At 34.9% G+C, this 17,927-nt stretch carries 21 protein-coding genes; 1 reads left to right on the forward strand and 20 read right to left on the reverse strand.

Annotated features, from left to right (window positions below; all coding sequences use genetic code 11):
• Positions 1-411: 411 nt before the first annotated feature.
• Both CKV81_RS02650 and CKV81_RS02655 read right to left on the reverse strand, forming a co-directional pair.
• A complete protein-coding gene (locus CKV81_RS02650) occupies positions 412-864 on the reverse strand; it encodes a DoxX family protein (RefSeq protein ID WP_095070170.1) in 453 nt (150 codons plus the stop codon).
• Positions 865-915: 51 nt separating this feature from the next.
• Positions 916-1,488 (reverse strand): Crp/Fnr family transcriptional regulator, encoded by a 573-nt coding sequence (locus CKV81_RS02655; protein WP_095070172.1) that lies wholly within the window; start codon positions 1,486-1,488, stop codon positions 916-918.
• 302 nt (positions 1,489-1,790) lie between these two features.
• Between CKV81_RS02655 and CKV81_RS02660 the strand changes: the two genes are divergently transcribed.
• Positions 1,791-2,135 carry a phage integrase N-terminal SAM-like domain-containing protein gene (locus tag CKV81_RS02660; RefSeq protein WP_095070174.1) on the forward strand — a complete coding sequence of 115 codons (345 nt, stop codon included), beginning with the start codon at positions 1,791-1,793 and terminating at the stop codon, positions 2,133-2,135.
• Between the two features lie 121 nt (positions 2,136-2,256).
• Here the strand turns inward: CKV81_RS02660 and CKV81_RS02665 are convergent, their stop codons facing one another.
• The 18 genes from CKV81_RS02665 to xth form a co-directional block, all read right to left on the reverse strand.
• Positions 2,257-2,505 (reverse strand): redox-active disulfide protein 2, encoded by a 249-nt coding sequence (locus CKV81_RS02665; RefSeq protein ID WP_095070176.1) that lies wholly within the window; start codon positions 2,503-2,505, stop codon positions 2,257-2,259.
• A complete protein-coding gene (locus CKV81_RS02670) occupies positions 2,506-2,976 on the reverse strand; it encodes a hypothetical protein (protein WP_258454472.1) in 471 nt (156 codons plus the stop codon). It lies immediately after the preceding gene.
• Between the two features lie 655 nt (positions 2,977-3,631).
• Positions 3,632-4,090 carry a hypothetical protein gene (locus CKV81_RS02675; protein ID WP_095070178.1) on the reverse strand — a complete coding sequence of 153 codons (459 nt, stop codon included), beginning with the start codon at positions 4,088-4,090 and terminating at the stop codon, positions 3,632-3,634.
• 47 nt (positions 4,091-4,137) lie between these two features.
• Positions 4,138-4,656, reverse strand: coding sequence for a transposase (locus CKV81_RS02680; RefSeq protein ID WP_095070180.1), 519 nt, complete (start codon positions 4,654-4,656; stop codon positions 4,138-4,140).
• A gap of 11 nt (positions 4,657-4,667) precedes the next feature.
• On the reverse strand, positions 4,668-4,907 hold the full coding sequence (locus CKV81_RS13285) for a hypothetical protein (RefSeq protein ID WP_157727347.1): 240 nt from the start codon (positions 4,905-4,907) through the stop codon (positions 4,668-4,670).
• 266 nt (positions 4,908-5,173) lie between these two features.
• On the reverse strand, positions 5,174-6,814 hold the full coding sequence (locus CKV81_RS02690; RefSeq protein WP_095070184.1) for an alpha/beta fold hydrolase: 1,641 nt from the start codon (positions 6,812-6,814) through the stop codon (positions 5,174-5,176).
• Positions 6,815-6,993: 179 nt separating this feature from the next.
• A complete protein-coding gene (locus tag CKV81_RS02695) occupies positions 6,994-7,722 on the reverse strand; it encodes a hypothetical protein (RefSeq protein ID WP_157727348.1) in 729 nt (242 codons plus the stop codon).
• Between the two features lie 318 nt (positions 7,723-8,040).
• On the reverse strand, positions 8,041-9,042 hold the full coding sequence (locus tag CKV81_RS02700; RefSeq protein ID WP_095069381.1) for an IS30 family transposase: 1,002 nt from the start codon (positions 9,040-9,042) through the stop codon (positions 8,041-8,043).
• Positions 9,043-9,534: 492 nt separating this feature from the next.
• Positions 9,535-10,257, reverse strand: coding sequence for a hypothetical protein (locus tag CKV81_RS02710; protein ID WP_095070190.1), 723 nt, complete (start codon positions 10,255-10,257; stop codon positions 9,535-9,537).
• A complete protein-coding gene (locus tag CKV81_RS02715; RefSeq protein WP_095070192.1) occupies positions 10,250-10,450 on the reverse strand; it encodes a DUF4177 domain-containing protein in 201 nt (66 codons plus the stop codon). Before CKV81_RS02715 ends, CKV81_RS02710 begins: the two co-directional genes overlap by 8 nt.
• A gap of 247 nt (positions 10,451-10,697) precedes the next feature.
• A complete protein-coding gene (locus tag CKV81_RS02720) occupies positions 10,698-11,423 on the reverse strand; it encodes a DUF3667 domain-containing protein (protein ID WP_095070194.1) in 726 nt (241 codons plus the stop codon).
• Between the two features lies 1 nt (position 11,424).
• On the reverse strand, positions 11,425-11,685 hold the full coding sequence (locus tag CKV81_RS02725) for a hypothetical protein (RefSeq protein WP_095070196.1): 261 nt from the start codon (positions 11,683-11,685) through the stop codon (positions 11,425-11,427).
• A gap of 649 nt (positions 11,686-12,334) precedes the next feature.
• Positions 12,335-12,955 (reverse strand): putative quinol monooxygenase, encoded by a 621-nt coding sequence (locus tag CKV81_RS13730; protein WP_095070198.1) that lies wholly within the window; start codon positions 12,953-12,955, stop codon positions 12,335-12,337.
• Positions 12,956-13,645: 690 nt separating this feature from the next.
• Positions 13,646-13,837: a TfoX/Sxy family DNA transformation protein gene (locus tag CKV81_RS13675; protein ID WP_198409835.1), complete on the reverse strand. Its 192-nt coding sequence runs from the start codon at positions 13,835-13,837 to the stop codon at positions 13,646-13,648.
• 109 nt (positions 13,838-13,946) lie between these two features.
• Positions 13,947-14,330 (reverse strand): VOC family protein, encoded by a 384-nt coding sequence (locus CKV81_RS02745; RefSeq protein ID WP_095074167.1) that lies wholly within the window; start codon positions 14,328-14,330, stop codon positions 13,947-13,949.
• Between the two features lie 135 nt (positions 14,331-14,465).
• On the reverse strand, positions 14,466-15,224 hold the full coding sequence (locus CKV81_RS02750; protein ID WP_095070202.1) for an AraC family transcriptional regulator: 759 nt from the start codon (positions 15,222-15,224) through the stop codon (positions 14,466-14,468).
• A complete protein-coding gene (locus CKV81_RS02755) occupies positions 15,214-16,092 on the reverse strand; it encodes an IS982 family transposase (RefSeq protein WP_095070070.1) in 879 nt (292 codons plus the stop codon). The genes CKV81_RS02750 and CKV81_RS02755 overlap by 11 nt, the downstream gene beginning before the upstream one ends.
• Before the next feature lie 943 nt (positions 16,093-17,035).
• On the reverse strand, positions 17,036-17,758 hold the full coding sequence (xth, locus tag CKV81_RS02760; protein WP_258454473.1) for an exodeoxyribonuclease III: 723 nt from the start codon (positions 17,756-17,758) through the stop codon (positions 17,036-17,038).
• Between the last annotated feature and the right edge of the window lie 169 nt (positions 17,759-17,927).

Genomic DNA, 17,927 nt, shown 5'->3' on the forward strand with positions numbered 1-17,927 from the left:
CACAACCTCTTTTCAAAGATACAAAAAAAAGATTTTAGAAATAGAAAATGTGGTTATAAACGGGTTTAAAATATTGATATTCAGTTGTATAAATGGTTTGTTTTCAGTAAATTAGCGTATGCAAGGCAGGAAAAACATTTGAACCGAAAATCTTCTACGGACTCAGCCTGGACGGACTCGTTCGAACTCCTGCCAAAGTTCCTTTCTAACCAAAGCTTCCACAGTTCGCTTATCACTTCAATTTAAGCCACCCGAAAACCTCAGCTCCTTTGCCCTACATAAATAGAAACCTCCCTTAAATCGCTTTAAAGGAGGTCGCTTTTTATGGTTTTACTTTGGAAATACTTAAAATTTGGGGTTGTGCAACGGTTACCGATGTTAGCGGTTCGGGCTGTTGGTCTGTGTCATTTGTCAGCCTTTAATAGCTGAAAGATATGTCCAAACTATAAACAGAATTTGTAACGGTATTCTAAACCACAAATACGTCAATCCGTTTCCGTCAGAAGTCCCTTTTTGATAGTCAATATGATTTATAGCTGCAAAGATATTTGCAGGAAATATAAGGAGAAAAAATGCAATCAACAGCCACGCTGTAACTATTCGTAAACTCGGGATAAAAAGTCCAACTGCTGCCACAATTTCTATAATTCCTGTCAGATAAACGACTGTCGTTTTGTAGGGTATAAAATCGGGCAACATCATTGTCATACCTTTGGTAAATGTGAAATGTGCAACTGCCGTAAACACAAGCATTACCGACATTGCAATTCTTCCTGACGAGGCAAAGTCATAATTGCCACGAAAAATTTTAGTTGCAAAAAGCAAAACTGAAAACACAGAAAGTAATACTAATAAAGGTTTCATCTGTATTCTTTTTGGCAAAGATCAGCATATTTATAGTGTGAAACAATGAACCTAAGTTAAGAAAATACGTTTACGTATTCTGCTCAACGCTTGTGGGGTAACACCAATGTATGAAGAAATATATTTCAATGGGATTTTTTCTATGAGTTTAGGTTGTTCGGTAAATAAATTCAGGTAACGCTGTTCGGCAGTTTCGTTTAGAAGCGAAAGTTCTCTTTGGGATTTTTTGAGAAACAAATCTTCGCTTGCCTGTCGTCCAATGGTGTTTCCAATTTCAGTTTTCTTATATATGCTTTGCAGGTCGTTATATGTCAGTCGCCAAAGCGTTGTTTTTGTTAGCGTCTCTATGTTGTAAGAAGAAGGTGTTTGGGTGAGGAATGAATTATAGCCACTTACAAAGTTGTTGTCAAATATAAAAGCGAATGTCAAGTCGTTTTCTTCTTTTGGAATATAGGAACGCACAATGCCTGTTTTAACAAATGAAAGGTAGTTTTCTGTTTGTCCCGTTTTTAAGAGAATATAATTTTTAGGAAACTCCTTCCTTATGAGTTTTGAAGAAAAAAACTGCCAATCTTTGTCTGTCAGCCTAACGTTTTTTTCAAAATATTGTCGTATTTGTTCCATTATTCATGCTTGCACCGATGTCGGTTAGCCTGACCGCTAACGGGAAAAGTATTTCTGTATGCGGGGCTAAGAATGACAAATCTTCATACTGATAACCACCCTGAACAAAAATTTTCTCTGCCTGCTAAATTACTAAAAAATTGGAAGCGGGGAAATTTTTTGTGACTTGGGTGACAAAATAGTTTTACTGCTAAAATTCACCCCCGCATATAGAAATATATTGTTGAACTAAACCTCCGGTAGCTTTTCCCATTCGCCGTTTTAGTAACTTTGTTTTTATTAACCTTTTAAAAACTCATGAAATGGCTACAAAAAAAAAATCTCCGGAGGATTTAAGGCCTGCCTTGAGCGAAGTTAACGGTTTTGCCGAACTTCTGCAACGCTTCGAAAGAAATATCTCCATCCTGGGCAAAAGCAAGCGTACCTTCGACAATTATTCCCGTCACGTTGCAGCCTTAGCGCTTCATTTCGGTAAAGTCCCTACCGAATTAGACCCGGAAGACATCAAAGATTACCTTTTTGAACTTCAAAAGCGATCAAAAACCCTACAGCCCGCAAAACCCCGCAGAAACCACTTCCAAAGGCCACCCAACGCCACAAAAAAAGCAGTCCTTCCGAAAAAACTGCTTTGTGTAAATAAATTCTAAAAACGACAACTCCATAAAAGGATCATCATACTGCTGAAAAGCTACCGGAGCTTCCGTTCAACGGGCTTTCATCTTCTGTCCTGCGGACAAGACGAAAGCTTAGTTATTATGTGCAGTGCTTTTATGATTTTGTTCTTGAGTTAATCTCCTTTTTTATATTATTTATCGTGTTAAAATTTACTATCCCAATTGGTAATAAAGCGATTGGAATTATTATTAAGGGTGTAAAACCTTTTGTGAAAGTTATGTATAATGAAAGTCCAAAGAGAACAATTAAAGTTCCCAAAAGTATTCCTGTTATTGCCTTTAATGATTTCTCAGTTTTTTTTAATTCTTCGGTGGTTTTCTCGGTTAGTTTCTCATTTTTCATTTAGTTCTTGTTATTTGTTAATTCTATAGTCTTGATTGCTCCCACTGGTGAAATTTTCACATTTTTATTTCCTTTTTCAACATAAAAGTAATTTGCACTATTTGAGCCAATCAAATATACCTCTTTTGTTTCATTTGTGTTAAAAGTTATTTTATAATCATAATTTAAGTTATTATTTGAAATTTTTTCTGAAACCTTAATCCCATTTCCGATTCCAATGCCGAGAAAGAAAGAAAGCAAACCAATTGCAAACATTACAATAAATATTTTTCCAAAGTATGATTTAACTTCATCTTCTGATAATTTTGTCAAGGATTTTTTAGAACCGACAATTTTTCTTAACCATTCTTTTTTGTGATTTTTGGAAAGAATGTAAATAGTCAAAGAAAGTACAGAAAAAAATATAATAAAACCAAATAGAATAATTAGATGTGAGGTTAAATCAGCAATCGGACTTATTAAAATGTCCATAATGTTTGAATATTTCAAAATATTTATTCCAATTTGGTGATAAAAAACACTCTATTTAATTATTCCAAGAACAACAAGGAATAAATAACCAAAAGGTAATAATTTTTGTAAATTTTCGCTAAATTTCATCTGTTTTTCGTGTTTTGTGGCGAATTTTTCATAGCATTGCACATAACGGAAAAAGTATTGGCGAAGTGCGGGCAAAATGGAACGAAAAGTTCAATTTAAACTACACGTAGCCGATGCTTTTTTCTTACACTAAATTACTCTTTTTTGTGGAATAAATAAGCAGCGGCGATAAATTTTACAAAAAGTTCAACTTCCCCTTCTCCCCGCATTTTGCCAATACAGTGTGCCTGTTGCACAACGTCTTTTCAAAGATGCAAAAAAAAGATTTCAGAAATAGAAAATTGGTTATAAACGGGTTTAAAATATTGAAAATCAATTGTATATATCGTTTATTCTCCGTAAATTAGCGTATGCAACGCCACAAAAAAGCAGTCCTTCCGAAAAAACTGCTTTGTGTAAATAAATTCTAAAAACGACATCCCCATAAGAGGACCATCATACTGCTGAAAAGCTACCGGAGCTTCCGTTCAACGGGCTTTCATCTTCTGTCCTGCGGAAAAGACGAAAGCTTAGTTATTAGCCACAGTTATTTTTTTCCAATTCCAGGGGCATGGTGGGCGATTTGGTTTTCTGTCAAGTTTCCAGCTTTTTCTTTTAGTAATAATTTTCTAACGGCAATTACTACTGTCAACTCATTATTTGCTTGATTGGGATTAGCAATTGCTTGAACCATTTGACTATATATTTCTGCTGGTAGCCACATTGCTAATTCCCACGAAAGTTTGTTAGCCTTTCTGTACTCTTCTTCTGTTGAATTCTCACGTAGGCTCCTTGCCAACGAAATATATTCTGCTACTCCTTCTGCTCTTTCTCTTACTTTCACTTCCCATTGAAGGTCAGTATTAAACTGAGTATGCTCCTTTTGCAAAGCAAGTTTAATTCGTTCAACAATCCAGGTTTTAGCTATTAATGAAATCAAAGTCATAAAAGCTGTTGTAGCTATAGATGAACCAAGAATTATTTTTATTATGTCAATTGTATTCATAATCTCTGTTTATAATTCTGACTAACGTTAAACTTTACTATTGATAATCAAATTGTTTTGAATTCAATATCCTTATTAGTCAGTCCAAATTTAGTGATTTGTTTTTGTATTCTTTTGGCTGCTGCTATTTTTCTTTTCTCGTCCAGAAAAAGGTATTGTGAAGGCGGATTGTACCCTTTCCTCTTAACGAGCATATTCCAGATAATGACGGCGAGCTTTCGGGCGAGTGCAGAAACAGCAGTTGCCCTTCCTTTTTTGTAGCTTAATCTTTTGAAGAACTCTGCCAGCCATCCCTCCTTTAGGTTGCCGATGGCATTGGCCGTGTTTCTGAATGCTATTTTCAGCCGCGAACTTCCCTTCGGAATGTGGTTGGATAATACTTTGCCACCACTTATTTTGTTGTTGGGGGCGAGCCTGAGCCATGCGGTGAATTGTTTTGCAGTGGGGAATTTTCTAATCCCATCTAATCCGACTTCTGCGATGAGAGCCATAATCAACCCTTCGCTTACCCCCTCAATCGCCATCAAGTCTATCCCTTCAAAATATTGGTAAGCAATTAAATTCATGTCGGTTTGGCTTACTGCGTTTTTATTTTTACGCTTGTGCTTTTTTTTTCAATGGTATGCTGTTTCTTATGGTCGTCCTTCTCGATGAATTCCTTCAGGAGCCGGTCGATCTGCAAATCCGTATCCATGATTTGTTGCTGGAGGTGTTTGTAGGAATCCCACTCTTGCTGCAAGGCAAAGAGATAATCTTTGCGCCCATTGCCGTTTTCGGGCAGCGCGGTCCGCCACAGGATTTTCTTTTCGTTAACCAACCTTTCTCTGCGGAATCACCTTTGCGGGTAAGGGAAGCTGTGCCCTACAGCCCGCAAAACCCCGCAGAAACCACTTCCCAAGGTTACCCAACGCCACAAAAAAAGCAGTCCTTCCGAAAAAACTGCTTTGTGTATCTAAATTCTAAAAACGACAACTCCATAAAAGGATCAACATACTGCTGAAAAGCTACCGGAGCTTCCGTTCAACGGGCTTTCATCTTCTGTCCTACGGACAAGACGAAAGCTAATTTGTTATCTGCCGTTTTTTATTTGTTCAAGAAATTTAATATCTTATTATTGAGAATTTCAGGTTGGTCAAAAGGAACATTATGTGTACTATTTTGAATAATTTGTAATTTTGCATTTTCAATCTTTTTAGCAATTTTTTTGGTATGTTCTAATTTAATTTCGTCATTGTCGCCTGCGATTACTAAAACAGGATTTTTTATTTTTTGCAAATCATTATCACTAATATTTGGGTAATTTATCATCAAGTTCAATCTTCTCTTTTCTTTTTCGTCATCCGTATTTTCATACCTTTCTTTGATCGATAGTAATAATTCTTCTTTTACGCCATTTGGGTTTGTATTTGCACCAATTGTAATTAATTTATTTACAAGATTAGAATTTTGGGAAGTAAAGATTAAACCTGTAATTCCGCCATCACTCCAACCAAGAATGTTTACTTTCTGTAATTTCAATTGTTTTACTATTTGAAACAAATCATCTGCAAGTTTTTCATAACCATAATCTTTTTCCGCAAAGTCTAAACTTTTCCCTTGCGCTCTTGTGTCCAATGCAATAACACGAAATTGTTTTGAGAGAAATGGAATTTGATTATGAAAATCTGAAATTAATCCATTATTTCCTTCCAGTAAGATTAAAGGTTCTCCAATTCCATATTCTTCATAATAGATTTTGGCATCATCAAGGTTTATATATTTTCCATTAGGATTTTTGCCGTAAATTGTTTTCAGACCTTCTTCTCTTCCTTTATAAAAACTAATCAGCTTTTTCTCAATTTCATTTTCCTTCTTTTCTTCATGATTGTTTTTTCTCTGAAAGTCAGTTGTTCCTTTTTCATCGTAACTAACATTAATATTGGTCAAAAAAGTTCCATCGCTTTTTTCCCATAGCGATTGACTTTGAAATCTAAACATCAGATTTTTTGAGAGTGATTTCTTTGCGGAAATTCCAAAAACAAAATCTGTGTCCTCCAAAGTATTGTAGTCGACTAATTGCAGTGTAACGGCGATTCTGTCTAAATTATTAAAAATCAATTTATATTTTGATAAGTCTATTGTTTGCCAACCTTTTGTAGAGGTTTTGTAAATAATATTTTCATCCAAAAGTGATTGGTTTGGCAACGAGTTTTTCACATCGTAGATATTTAACTTTAATGTAATCTCTTCATATTTAGAACTTGGAATAATATGAAAACTGAAAGATTTCAATTTTGTTTTTTTATAAATCTCAAAAACATTACCCTGTTCAATCGTTGGAACATTTTTTTCAAACATTTTAGAAAAGGTCAACATTGGTCGAGATTTTTCCCCTATAGTTTTTTCCTTTAATTTTTTTGTGGTTAAAACCACTTCCTGAATATTTGAAGTTTTGAATTTTAAATATATATTGGGGTTCACTTTTAATTCTGAAATTTCAACATTCTTCTCCTCATAACCATCTGCTTTAAAAACTACATTTTTATTCTGCACTTCCTTTGGAATAATGATTTTATAAATTCCATTTTCATTGGTAATTGCTCCGATATCTGTATCTTTAATTCCAATTGCGCAGTAAGACAGGTTTTTGTTTTCCTCGTTCTTTACAACACCTTGAATGATTGTTTGTGAATTAATGAAAATAGTTGTTAAAACGAGTATAAATGAGGACAATTTTAATTTCATATTTCTATTTTTAGCAATAAGTCGTTAAAACTTCTATAATTTTTATGTAATCTCCTTTGTTCGACAAAATAGAAGTCTCCCTTAAATGCTTTAAAGGAGGTCGTTTTTTATGGTTTTACTATTGAAATACTGAAAATTTGGAGTTGTGCAACGGTTACCGATGTTATGGACAGTGCTTTTTACATTTCATAGAGTGTTGTATAACAATCAACTCGGTAAGTTTCAATTCTTAAATTATATTCATCTATATTTTGCGATTCGTTAAATAATTTATAAACTCGTCCATTCTCTTTGTCCCAAATGTAAGTAGGTCTTATACCATTTTTTCCATCTTCTAATATTTCTTTAAATAATTTTGATGTTCTTTCCAAGCAATTTTTTGGCTCTTCATCCTTGTATTTTGATTTTCGAGGTGAAAATTCTACAAAATCTTCGAACATTTGAGGTTTTTTTTCAAGCATATCTTCTGTATTTAAAACACTTGTAATAAGTTGAATAAAAACTTGCTGTTTTTCGTCAGCACTTAATTTTAAGTTAACTGCACTTTTTTGGAGTTCTTTTTCGAATGTTGTATTTGTTTTAGAAAATTTGCTTTTTTCAATTTCATTTTTAAAATTCCAAAAGTCATAATACATATTTGAAAGAAAAGGAATTGCATAAAATTTATTTCCTTTTTGAAAGACTAAAATTTCGTCATAATCTATTTTATCAATATTACGGTAAAGTGAAATTGCTAAAGAGTTAAATTCAACTTTCTTAATTTTTTCCAGTTTTTTGTCAATAAATGGAAATTGTTTAAGAACGAAATTTATGCTTTCTTGTTCATTTTCAGAAACTTTATTTAATTTTTCATTTTTACAAGAAAAAGCAAAACATAATACAAAAATTATTAAGATTCTGAATTTCATTTTGTTGCGGAGTTTTTGGAACATTGCAGATAACGGAAAAAGTATTGGCGAAGTGCGGGCTAAATGGAACGAAAAGTTCAATTAAGACTAAACGGAGCCGATGCTTTTTTCGGATTGTTAAATTAAGAAGAAAATCAATACGAAAAAGCAGCGGCGGATAATTTTTCAAATGGTGGATTCAAACATCTAACGCAACGGTTAGATTGGGTAAAATTATGATAAAGTTTTGATATCTTAAATAAAATATGGATAACTTTTTCAGCCTTTTTGGGCAAAAAGTTCCCCACATTTTATTTTCTTCGACAACAGCGTTGTTTTTCATTTTAATTGATTTAGGATGAACTGGTTAAAGACATCTTTTGGGGTTTGGTAGTCCAAAACTTTTCTGGGTCTCTCATTGAGTTCGTTTTGGACCTGTTTAATTTTTTTGTTGGTTATTTTATTGAAGTCCGTTCCTTTGGGGAAGTAGTCCCGCACTAAGCCGTTTGAGTTTTCATTGGTAGGTCTTTCCCAGGGCGAGTAGGGATGGGTAAAATAGACCTGTATCTTGGTGTTTTTGGTGAAGAGTTTATGTTCGCTCATTTCTGTCCCATTGTCGTAGGTAAGTGTTTTACGCATGGTTTTGGGAATTTTCAGGAGTTCCTTTTCGAAAGCTTTTCTCACCGTGGCTGCGTTCTTGTTTTTTAGGGGAACGATAATGATGGTTCTCGTGGATCTTTCGACGAGTGTCCCGATGCATGACTTGTGGTCTTTCCCGATGATAAGGTCGCCTTCCCAATGTCCGGGGATTTCCCTTCCAAGGACTTCTTCGGGTCTTTCGTCGATGGAGACACGGTCCTTAATTTTGGGTTCCAGGACGGCCCTTGTTTTAAAGTTTCCTCTGGATTTTCTTTCCTGCCGGAGCTGGGCAATAAGTTCCTTTTTAAGTTCACTTTTACAGTGTACATAGATGTAGAGATAAATGGCTTCGTGGGAGATATTCATGGCTTTGTCATTGGGGTAAAGTCTTTTCAAAGTAACGGATATTTGGTCTGGCGACCAGCGCAGGGCGAGCTTTTGGTGGATGAATTCCTTAAGTTTTGGATTGGAGGATATTTTTGTTTTTCCGTCCTTTCTGTACATCGACCTGCAGAATGCTTTTCTGTTGGCGTGGTCTGCCTTGTAGGAACAGTGTGCATAGCGGTTGGTTTTGAGTTCTCTTGCGATGGTGGATTTGGCTCTGTTTAATTTTTTGGCAATTTGCGAGACGGAGTATTTAAGATTCCTGAATTCTTCAATTTTCACCCTCTCGGCAAAGGTTAATCTTCTGTAATTTTTCATAGCGACAAACGTAAAATAAATAAGTTAATTTCTTTAACATTTGTTGCGTTAGATTATTGAACCGGCGAATCTTTCAACTTAAAACGTCTCCCCCGCCTTTTGCCAATACACTGTGCCTGTTGCACAACCTCTTTTCAAAGATACGGTAAAAAAGATTTCAGAAATAGAAAATGTGGTTATAACCGGGTTTAAAATATTGATATTCAGTTGTATAAATGGTTTGTTTTCCGTAAATTAGCGTATGCAAGGCAGGAAAACATTTGAACCGAAAATCTTCTATGAACTCAGCCTGCAATGGCTCGTTCGAACTCCTGCCAAAGTTCCTTTCTAACCAAAGCTTCCACAGTTCGCTGATCACTTCAATTTAAGCCACCCGAAAACTTCAGCTCATTTGCCCGACATAAATAGAAACCTCCCTTAAATCGCTTAAAAGGAGGCCGTTTTTTATGGTTTTACTTTGGAAATTACTGAAAATGTGGAGTTGTGCAACGGTTACCTATGTTCTCTGTCGTTTTTTAATTCAATATTAATTCTTTTATCCAGTTCATTTATTTTCTTAACTAAACCCTTTCCAGCCATTGCTCTTTCACGTCTGCTTATCTGTATTTTCCATAAATAACTTAAAAGAATATTTCTTTCATCATTATTTAATTTAATTGGTAGATTTATTCCAATAATGTGTCCAGTTGTTTTATCAAATTTCAAATTTGGGGCAATTTTTTTATTTATCTCAATAAAATAGTTGTCAAAAAACTGATTTTCTTGATATTCTTCTTCGAATTTTCTCATTACTTCATAGTCAAATTCGTATAAATGAATAATTTTTTCTCGCAAAGAATCATTTTCTATTGCTTCTAAACCCTTAGATTTTAAAGTTTCGTATGCAGTAATATTTTGAACAGAAATTAAACTTCTAGTAAGTAAAAAGTAATACATTGCAACTGAATCATTTTCTGCTTTGTTTTCTACAATTGCTTTCCTCCAAAATTTACAAGCCTTATCTCCATTTTTATGAGCCTCAATATTGCTCATCACATCATAACTATCACTTTTTAAACCATTTGATATTTCTAATAGAATTTTTTCTTGAGAGACTTTTTTACCTTGATTATTACTCCATTCAGTTAATGCAAATGCAAGAATAACACTTATGAAAATCAAAGCGAACTCTGGAAAATATTTTTTAAAGAAAATTGTAATCTTTTCTTTAAGCATCTTTTTCAAAAAACAAATAAATATAAACTGCAAATCCGAAATTGGTTGAAGTCGTTGAAGTTAGTTTATATCCATTTTTAGAATATTCATCCAATTTTTCTTGAATTTCTTCTTTTGACTTTTTCACAATGTGTTCAGAATCAAGTGTTAACTTAGTGTAATAAATTAAAGATTCAACTTTGTATTCCTTCATAATATTTAATTTTTAACGGTTTTTTGTTTAAAATGACAGATAACGGAACGGGGCTTTGCTAGGTGCGGGGCTACTTCAACTAAAAGTGAAGAGGAGAACCGAACGCTAGCAAAATATTTTTCCATTTTTTAAAATTATGAAAAAACTAAAAAATGGAAAAGTTTTTTGCGGGTATTTTCTACAAATTATCTAACATTTCCTTCACCCCGCATCTTGCAAAACCCATGTTCAAAAGTTTCTTTATTCATCATTTAATTATTATGTCATAAATAATTGCAATTATTGATGCTAAAATTCCAAAGGTGAGCATTCCTATAATGTATGCGGAAAATGCTTTTAGATAACTAGAAAATTTTCTTTCAAAAACACTTCCAATTGCAAAACTAATATATGCAAAAACTAGCCAATAAATCGCACTACTTAAAATTGGAATTTTCAAATATTTTGAAATAATTGGTTCAATAGATAACAATAACATAGATTCACCGACCACAAAGCAAAGTATAACAATGACTTCATAAAAATTGAATTTATATTTTCTGAAAAAAATATTGGTCCAAAAAGCAACAAATAAAAGCATCAAAATATTTGCATATCCATAATTTCCCTGAATCCAATTAAATATTGTGATAATGCTTGAATTTCCATAAATTTCTTTAAATTTTTCCTCGTTTTCTATTACTATTTGAAGATAATTTACAACTAGAGTATAGATAACGGAAGATAAAATCAAAAATGTTAATGGCTTTGTAAGTTTATTTCTGTTTGTTTTTAGATAAGCGGAAATGTTTTGAGTTGGTCTTAATAATAATTCCTTGAAAGTATATAAAAACCCCTTTTCATAACCAATTAAGTTAAGAAATTCATTTTTCGCATAATTTTTGTCAATTCTGTCAAAGGTAGAATTCTGTCCGCAGTTACTACAAAAATTTCCGATTACAATTTGTCCGCAATTTTGGCAATTTTCGCCCATTTTATTTTAAATTTCTTGAATTTATTTCATTTTTTAATTCTTTTTCAAATTCATTTCTTTTCTGTCCACGGATAAACAGTATAAAAGCAAAGAACAAAGGAAAAAAAGTAAAAAAGGTAAATCCGCTTTTTACTGCGCTATATGCAAAAACCCCTAAAAATAATCCAATTAATGATGCATTTATTATTTTGTTAGTGTCAAATTTCTTTTTTTCTTGAAGTAATTCTTGGTCATTTAATTCTTTTAGTTTTATTGAGTCCATTTCTATGATATATTTTGTTTGCGTTATTTTATGAAATTTCTGCTAACAAAAAAGTATTGGCGAAGTGCGGGCTAAATGGAACGATAAGTTCAATTTAGACCTAAACGTAGCCGATGCTTTTTTCTTACACTAAATTACTCTTTTTTGTGGAATAAAAAAGCAGCGGCGGATAAATTCACAAAAAGTTCAACTTGTTACTTTCCTCCGCATTTTGCCAACACAATGTGCCTGTTGCACAACCTCTTTTCAAAGATACGGTAAAAAAGATTTCAGAAATAGAAAATGTGTTTATAAACGAATTTAAAATATTGATATTCAGTTGTATAAATGGTTAATTTTTCGTACATTAGCGTAAGCAAGGCAGAAAAACATTTGAACCGAAAATATTCTACGAACTCAGCCTGCAATGGCTCGTTCGAACTCCTGCCAAAGTTCCTCTAACCAAAGGTTCCATAGTTCGCTGATCACTTCAATTTAAGTCACCCTAAATTCTGAACTCTTTGTCCGACAAAAATAGAAACCTCCCTTAAATCGCTTCAAAGGAGGTCGCTTTTTATGCTTTTACTTTGGAAATACTGAAAATTTGGGGTTGTGCAACGGTTACGTGTGTTAGCGGCAGACATTTGGATAATGAGTTTCTTTATTTTACTCAAGGATTAAAATTCTCGGCTGTAATTTTAAGCAAATGCATATCTGGGAAACTGCCAAGCAATGAAAGTGCATGTTTGGCTAATTCTTGAGGAACGCGGCCTACAAGATGCTTTAAACGGCCACCATTGTCAGGAAAAACATCGAAAATGCCGTACTCATCATTCGGTAGATGGATAGCAAACCAAGCTATTGTATCTTCTTCCGCCATGACCAAAGGCTGAGCATCTTTTAAAAATTGTATCACTTCCTGCTCGTGGCCCTCTTTTGCTTTAAATGTGAGCAATAGTCCTTTTGTATTAGTTTCTGCTGGCGCTACGGATGGTAATTTGCTGGCGAGAATATCTATTTTTTGAATATCCGGGGAGGTTTCAAATAATTCATCTGCTTTCTGAATTAAAACGGTGGCAACTGCTCCTTTAAGATGTGCATCACGGGACGCTTCATCAGGGAAAAAATCAATGATGCCATATTCGGACCGGCCAAAACGGAGGGCAAACCAAGCTTTTGTTCCAGCCTCTTGCCGTACTAGCGGAAGGGCAGACGAAAGGAAATCTTCCACCTCGTCATCTTTACCATGTTTCGCTTCTAAACGAACTAATAATCCTTTAGTGATTGTCATGATTCATAATATTAAGTTGTTCTTTAAATTTCACCTATAAAGGTACGAAAAGAATCATCATAACAATGATCCAATATTGATTATTGCATCAAACGAAGTAAAAAAGCGTCGAAGATAGACCGCGAGATAACAAACTGACAAAAGCAATGCTCGGAATAGGTAAGGCTTGAGGCGATTTTCGCTTGCCGCTAACGTGCCGCGGCTTTGCGCAGTTGCGATGCCAGCGGGTTGATTAATTTCTGTTAAAGATAAAAGTTTTTCGTGAAGAAAAGCCTCACGTTTAAACAAAACCAGCAATTGCTCAAAACCGCTGTGCCTGTTGCACAACCTCTTTTCAAAGATACGGTAAAAAAGATTTCAGAAATAGAAAATGTGGTTATAAGAGAGTTTAAAATATTGATATTCTGTTGTATAGATAGCTTGTTTTTCAGTAAATTAGCGTATGCAAGGCAGGAAAAACATTTGAACCGAAAATCTTCTATGAACTCAGCCTGGACGAGCTCGTTCGAACTCCTGCCAAAGTTCCTCTAACCAAAGGTTCCACAGTTCGCTGATCACTTCATTTTAAGCCACCCGAAAACCTCAGCTCCTTTGCCCGAAAAAAAATAGAAACCTCCCTTAAATCACTTTAACGGAGGTCTTTTTTATGCTTTTACTTGGAAATCCTGAAAATTTGGAGTTGTGCAACGGTTACCGATGATAGGCGTATGTGCTTCTTTTCTTCTCAACTTGTTTTCGCAGTTCTATATTTAGTTCTGTCGGCAAGTCGTCACAATGTAATTCAAGCAAAGCCCCTTGCAGTGAGTACAAATAATAACAAACTGGAAATGTTTTGTCGGGATTTTGTTTGCAGATACTTTGATATGCTTTTACTGGTGTTATTTCAGCAAGGTCTGCAAGGGAGAAACGCCTATTTCATTTAGGCGTTTCTCAATAGTTGCACCAATATTTTTTGCACCTTTTAAATCGTTAGGAAGTTGCGTTTTCATAACTATTTGTCTTGTGGTGGTGAGTATTTTACAATGTCAATTCCAATTCCATTTGGGTCTTTAATTGCAAAATGTCTGTCGCCCCAAAGTTCATCACGGATTTCAAACTCCATTGAAACAGCTTTGTCTTTCAGCCTTTTATAAATTTCGTCCACATTTTCAACTTCTATAGTCAAATAAACACCTTTTCCGTTAAATGCTGATTGGAAAGTAGGTTTTTGACTTGGATGGTTCGGTTGCAAAAAACTGATTTCTGACGAATTGTTTGGTGTGTGCAAAAGAATATAAAATTCATTTTCAAAACTCACTCCAAAGTCCAACACTTCTGTGTAGAATTTTTTGGTTTCACTTAATTTTTCTGTAATAATTCCTGCGTTAAGTTTCATTTTGTTTGTGGTTTGTGCATTTGAAATTCCAAAAAGCAAAACAAATGCGGTTAATAATATCGTTTTCATTATAATCGATTTTGTTTTACAAATTTAGTTTGAGATTAACAGCTGGAATTGTAAAAATCGGACAAACTAACGGAACGCTTCGGAAGGAGTTACTCCATAAAATGTTTTGAAGTTTTTAATAAAGTGTGCTTGGTCAAAAAAACCAACGTCAAAATAGAGTTTATTATTTTTCAAACTTTGTTGGGAAGGTTTTGCATTTAAAATGTATTGAAAGCGAATAACATTACTAAAAGATTTTGCTGTTGTTCCAATATAGTAATCAAAAATTCTTCGTAATTGTCGAGGACTTAAACCTGTATCCAAATCTTTTTCTGTATCTAAGAAACCTTTTTTTTGAAAAATTAGAATTAGTGAGTTCAAAAAACGCTGGTCTAATTCTATGTTTTGATTATGAATAACCTCTAACAATTTTTTGTTCAATTTTTTTGAAATATCTTCAAATGAAGTTCTTGGTTTTATTTCGGAACATATCCAATTATAAATTTCGGGATTTATATTTTTCAATTCCTGTGAGTGATTACTCAATTTTTTAGCGTTTATTCCGAATAATATTGGAAAAGCAGTTGGCAAAAAACGAATGCCGATATAATTAAACTCTTTTCCTATGTTGAATTCAGTAAATTTTCTACAAAATCCCATAACAAAACTTTCCTCAGGTTGTTTATTGTCAAAAAAAATATCAATACAACCATCAGAAACAACACAATAATTGAAATCTTCTGATAATTTTCTTTTGGTTTTCAGTTGCCAAAAACAGTAAACAAAATTTTGGATTTCGTTTTTTGGATGAATTTCTTGATAACCTGTTGTGCATTTAGCACAAATTAACTTTTAGTTTATTTAAACTTCTTTTAAACACGAAGAAATTCAGGTATTGAATCATTGTGAAAGAAGTTATTTTTGACACTATTCTTGTCGCAAGACCTTGAAAGGTTTTTGCAAAGTTCGTGTTTATGGTGAACTGTCCGCACAGTTGCGAGATATTGGTTTCAATTCTCTTTCTTATTTTTGATTTCGTCCTTGAAAACTCCACAAAACCATGTTGATTCCTGCGCATAGGAACCGAAAGATTAATCTTGGAGAAATTGAATAAATCCACTTGCAATTCTTTGCTGATATATCCTCTGTCTCCGATTAATAAACAATTTTGAAAATTTTCTTTAATATCGAAAAGATAATTTACATCGTGGACATTTGCGGGCGAAAAATCAAAAGAGTGAAAGATTCCATTCTTATCACAAACTGCATGTAGTTTATAGCCAAAATATCTTGACTTCTGCGCCGCACAATATCCAAATGCAGGTTTGATTTCATCCGTAGAGCAAATTGCGGAACGATTTGCCCTGCTTATTTTACATATTTCAATGGGTGTTGAATCCACAATGAAGACGTCGGTAAAGTCTGCAAACTTTCCGCTCAGAGTTTCCCGAATTTTCTCAATGTAAGGGAAAAGTTTTCTTTTCCTTCTGTTATATACGCTTCTTTCTATCTTTTCGTCCAAACCAGTTCCCGAAATACACCTAAACAACTGTAGTTCAGAGTTAATCGACATGTATTCTGCGGTAATATTAAGTGCCACAAGTTCCAAGTCGGACATTTTTGGAAGTCTGATTTGCTTCTTAGTGGTAATATGGTTGCAGGTTTTTGTCAATTCTTTTAAAATAATTTCGTAGTTTTGAATGAGATTGTTCATGTATTTAATGGCTTGGTAACCAATTAAATATACGATTTTTTAATCAAATGAACAATCTTTTTTCTTTTTAATTTCTAAATGCACAACAGGTTTCTTGATAAGTTATTTCTCCGTCATTTTTAGAAACTGTCGGTTGAATTGGTTTGTAGTATTTTCTTATTGTTTCCAATTTTCTACGGGAGTTTTGATAGCATTCCTCATAACGGTTCAGGGCTTGGCGTTCGGGCGGAAATTTCGGCACGAAATTTCCGTTTAGAACGTCAGCCCGCCTGACGCCAAACCCACGTGCCTGTTGCACAACCTCTTTCCAAAGATACGGTAAAAAGATTTCAGAAATAGAAAATGTGGTTATAAACGGGTTTAAAACATTGATATTCAGTTGTATAAATGGTTTGTTTTCCGTGAATTAGCGTATGCAAGGCAGGAAAACATTTGAATCGAAAATTTTCTATGAACTCAGCCTGGACAGGCTCGTTCGAACTCCTGCCAAAGTTCCTCTCTAATTCACAGGTTCCATAGTTCGCTGATCACTTCAATTTTAAGCCACCCGAAAACCTGAACCCCTTTGTCCGACAAAAATAGAAACCTCCCTTAAATCGCTTTAAAGGAGGTTGTTTTTTATGGTTTTACTTTGGAAATCCTGAAAATTTGGGGTTGTGCAACGGTTACCGATGCTGAACTGAACCTTCGGCAGTTTTACCAATTGCCACCATCAGTTACTTTGTGCAGTTAATTAGCAATGGATGAAAACTATCCAAAAACAGGAGACTCTTCCCGAAGTCTCCTGTATTGCTTTAAAATCTTCCGCCGACAAACCCATCAAGGTGAAAAAAGTTCCGAAGCTTCCGTTTAACAGGAGTTGATCTGATTTTTCAATTTATTGCTGGGTTATGAAGCCTGCCGAAACTCTGGTTAAGGACACCATAAAACCTGGAAAAAACTCTTACTTCCCCAGTTCTATCCAGACCGGCGCGTGGTCGCTGGTCTTTTCCCAACCGCGGACGTGTTTATCCACTTCGGCTTTTTTCAGTTTGCCTTTCAGTTCGGGGGAAAGCAGGAAATGGTCGATCCGAAGGCCAGCATTGCGTTCGTAGGCGTTTCGGAAATAATCCCAGAAGGTGTAGATCACCTCATCGGGATGCAGCGCACGGACAGCATCCGTCCATCCCTGATTAAGAAGACCGAAAAACGCTTCCCTGACCTCTACCCTGAAGAGTGCATCGTTCACCCATTTTTCAGGTTTGTAAACATCTTTTTCGGTGGGCATCACATTGAAATCGCCGATCAGCAGCACGGGTTTGTCCAATGTAATCAGCATTTCGGCATGGGCCTGCAGCCGCTCGAACCATTTTAATTTATAGTCGAATTTCGGGCCGGGGTAAGGATTTCCGTTGGGCAGATAAATGCACCCGATAATAAGGTCATCAATTTTTGCTTCAAGGTAGCGGCTTTGTACATCCTCATCGTCACCATCGAGGCCGCGCCGCCTTTCGGCAATTGGTTTTTTGGAGAGGATGGCGACACCGTTCCAGGATTTCTGGCCGTGCCAAATCGCGTTGTAACCGGCTTCGGTAATGGCTTCCAGAGGAAATTTTTCCTGTGGGGCCTTCAGTTCCTGCAGGCAGACGATGTCGGGTTGGGCTTCTTCCAGCCAGCGGAGCAGCACGGGCAGGCGGCCGTTGACCCCGTTGACGTTATAGGTTGCTATTTTCATAGGGTTTCTGTGTTTGGTTTTTACAGGTTAATGATGCGGGATTGTTTTATCACAAAGTTTATTTTTTAGACATTTTATTTTAAGAGGTCAAAAGCCGGTCCGCTGAATAATTTTTTGGAGT

The organism is Chryseobacterium taklimakanense (assembly GCF_900187185.1).
Classification (GTDB): domain Bacteria; phylum Bacteroidota; class Bacteroidia; order Flavobacteriales; family Weeksellaceae; genus Planobacterium; species Planobacterium taklimakanense.